A 3291-nucleotide genomic window follows, 5' to 3' on the forward strand; every position below is an offset into this window, starting at 1 on the left:
TTCTTCACGTAGTTGCCGGGCTTGTCGGGGAACAGGCCGTACACCCACACGCACAGCTGGTCCTTCGGCTGGTCGCGGAACTGCTGCTGGCGGTTCAGCGTCCAGCTCATCAGCCAGTTGGAATCCTCCACGGTGACGATGCCGCCGGTCACCACATGCCCGGTGAACGGGTCGCGTTTGCAGATCTTCTGGATGTACGGCGGAATCTCCATATCCAGCGTGGTGACGGTGGCGCTCATCCACTTCGAATGTTCCGGATCGCCGCAGAACACATCCGGATGGCCGAAGCTCGGATCCTTCGCCGCGATGCGACGCCACATGTCCCAGCCGCCGCCGGGCTTGATCTCCGGAGTCCAGCCGGCGGCCGTGGTCTGCGAGCCCATGGACGAATTCTCCACGCAACCGCCGTTGGTGATGAACACCAGGTCGTTCTCGCCCAGATCGATGCTGCGGGACGTGCCGTCGGCCTCGGTCAGATCGATGCGCGTGGCCATCTTCTTGGTCGGCGAGCTGAACGGATTGCGCGGGTAGGCGCCGAATTCGGCCTGCTTGCGCAGAATCGTGTCCTGGCCCGTGCCGGTGCGCGGGCGCACCGGTCCCATGCCGCCGCCGATGGTGAAATCGACGTTCTCCACCTTCACGTTGTAGTGGAACCGCACGCCGAAGCCTTCCAGGTACTTGATCATCGGCAGGATCATCGACTCGTATTGGTTGTATCGTGTGAAGCGCAGCGCGCTGAAATCGGGCAGGCCGCCGATGTGGTGGATGTAGCGGCGGATGTACAGCTTCATCTCCAGGGCGCTGTGCCAGTTCTCGAAGGCGAACATCGTGCGCCAGTACATCCAGAAGTTCGAATCGAACACCTCGTCGTCGAAGAAGTCGGAGATCTTCTTGCCGTACAATTCCTCGTCCGGCGTGAAGAACAGCTTCATGATCTCCATCGAAGCCTTGTCGGAAAGCGCGAACCTGCCGTTCGTGCCAGCGTCGACGCCGCGCGCCTTCGTGGAGCGGCACAGCGAATAGTTCGGATCCTCCTTGTTCAACCAGTAGTATTCGTCCAGCACGGACACGCCATCCGTCTCGATGGAGGGGATGGAACGGAACAGATCCCACATCACCTCGAAATGGTTGTCCATCTCACGGCCGCCGCGCATCACGTAGCCGACGCCCGGAATGTTCGCGCCGTCACAGGCGCCGCCCGGCACCGCGTCCTTTTCGAGAACATGGATGTGGTCTCCTGGCATCTGCGCGTCCCGCACCAGATAGCAGGCCGCGCTCAATGCGGCCAATCCGGTGCCGATGATGTAGGCGTTCTTGGAATCGATGCCAACGGGCTTCTTTGGCCGTGCGAAGGCTTCGTAATTGCCGTTGGAATAGTACATGGCTTCCTCCTTTGGATATGTCTGCACTCCATTGTGCCGCGTCGCCTTGGAAAAATCTACGGTCATAAACTAGACGATATGTCTAATTTTGCGTTTTGTGAAAGGAAAACGCAAAGCCACCACACACGGCGCTCGATTTGCGTGATGCGCGACTGCCTGGATGGCTGAAGACGATGGGTGCCCGATGACCGCAATGGGTGGCTCCCACATGTGGAAGCCACCCATTGCAATACATCCCATCGCGGATTGCCGCGGAGAACGAGAAGCGTCAGTTGATGGATTCGCCCTCGTCGTTCCGGCTGTGGGTCGGGTCCTTGGTCGGATCGAAGCCGGAGACGATGAACGTCACGCGACGGGCCACGGACACCGCGTGGTCACCGATACGTTCCATGAAGCGACCAAGCAGCACCACATCGACCAGCTGCTGGTTGGTGCCCTTCCAGTTCTCCTCTTGGGTCATGCCGAAGGTCTTGCTATGCAGCTCGTCCAGCTTGTCATCGCTGAGAATAATGCGCTCCGCGAGCGCGGCGTCGCGGTCGGACAGCAGCGTGACCAGCTGGTCGGCGGTGGCGTTCAGGAATTCCTGCATTTCCGCGAACAGCGGCTTGGCCTGTTCCGCCAGCGGCGAAGCCGGGTAGGTGCGGCGTGCGGATTCGGCGATGTGGCGGGCCAGGTCGCCCATGCGCTCGAACGTGGAGGCCAGACGCATCGTGGAGACCACCACACGCAGATCGGTGGCGACGGGGTTCTGCTTGGCAAGCAGCTTCACGCACTGGTCGATGATGCTGGATTCCAAGGCGTCGATTTCGAGGTCGCCATCGATGACGGCCTGCGCGGCCTCAAGATTCTGGTTCAGCAGCGCGTCGCCGGCGCCGTTGATCGCCTTACGGACATCCTTGGCCATGTGGTCGAGATCGTCGGCTACGGCCTTGAGCTCCTCGTTGAAAATAACGCGCATATGATTTGCCTTTCAATGCTTCGCATAGGGTTCTGTGTAAATCTTTCACCAGTTTATAGGCAAAACGTTACAGTCATGAACCCCGCCCGAGTTGTTTTGATAAAATTCACCCTCCCGTTCCCTCCATGTCGATGAACGCGGAACGGCGTTGTTCGTCAGCGCGCCCACGGTGTGCGACAATGATAGACATGATTGAACTAGGGAAGTTATGGCGTAGGCTGACGCAGCGGGACGTCGAGGACGACGAGGACGACGACACTCTGGACGACACGACGAACGCGTTGCTGTCCATGCTCTCCGCGGCCTCCATCGTGGTCGACGAGCATGACGAGGTGATCCGCGCGCATCCGTCGGCATACTCTCTGGGACTGGTTCGAGAAGACGCCATCATTGACGACAGCGTGCTTCATGCGATACACGAGGTGCGTTCCTACGGCGGGAAAAAACAATTCGATCTGACCACGACCACGGCGCCGGCGTCCACCGCCGCTCCGAAGGCCGGCAGGCCCACCACCCGAGAAATCGCGAAACAGGCATTGGTCGGGCAATCCAAACCCGTCAGACCGGCCACCGTGTCAAGGCCCAACTGGCTGAAGGTCATCGTCGGCAGGCTGAACGAACGGTTCGTGGTGGTGATCATCTCCGATGTGAGCGAAAGCGTCCGGTTCGCCCAGGTGCGTGATTCGTTCATCACCAACGTGTCCGAACAGCTGCTCAAGCCCACGCAATCCTTGGAGGCGCTCGCTGATTCCCTGGAGGAAAGCGGTGAGCCGGACGTGTCGGATATTCACCGGAAGACGGCGCAATTGCGTCAATCGTGCTCCCGATTGGAGCATATGATTTCCGACTTGCTGCTGCTGATCAAAGCGCAGGAACCGGTGCTGCCCACGGCGGACAACCGCATCAATGTGATGGAACAGGTGCGTGCCGTCGTGCAGGCGCATCGCGCGG

The 3291-nt window shown here is 60.1% G+C and carries 2 protein-coding genes and 1 pseudogene; 1 reads left to right on the forward strand and 2 read right to left on the reverse strand.

Annotated elements, in window-relative coordinates; all coding sequences use genetic code 11:
* Together B3C64_RS04975 and phoU are read right to left on the reverse strand one after the other, a co-directional pair.
* Nucleotides 1–1382: oleate hydratase (locus tag B3C64_RS04975; RefSeq protein ID WP_291534222.1), on the reverse strand; the 1382-nt coding region annotated here is incomplete at its 3' end.
* A 268-nt stretch (nt 1383–1650) separates the two neighbouring features.
* A complete protein-coding gene (gene phoU, locus B3C64_RS04980) occupies nt 1651–2340 on the reverse strand; it encodes a phosphate signaling complex protein PhoU (protein WP_291534156.1) in 690 nt (229 codons plus the stop codon).
* Nucleotides 2341–2528: 188 nt separating this feature from the next.
* Here phoU and B3C64_RS04985 point away from each other — a divergent pair.
* Nucleotides 2529–3291, forward strand: a pseudogene (locus tag B3C64_RS04985) (ATPase); the annotation flags it as partial.

The sequence above is a fragment of the Bifidobacterium sp. UBA6881 genome, from assembly GCA_002451435.1.
In the GTDB taxonomy this organism is placed as follows: domain Bacteria; phylum Actinomycetota; class Actinomycetes; order Actinomycetales; family Bifidobacteriaceae; genus Bifidobacterium.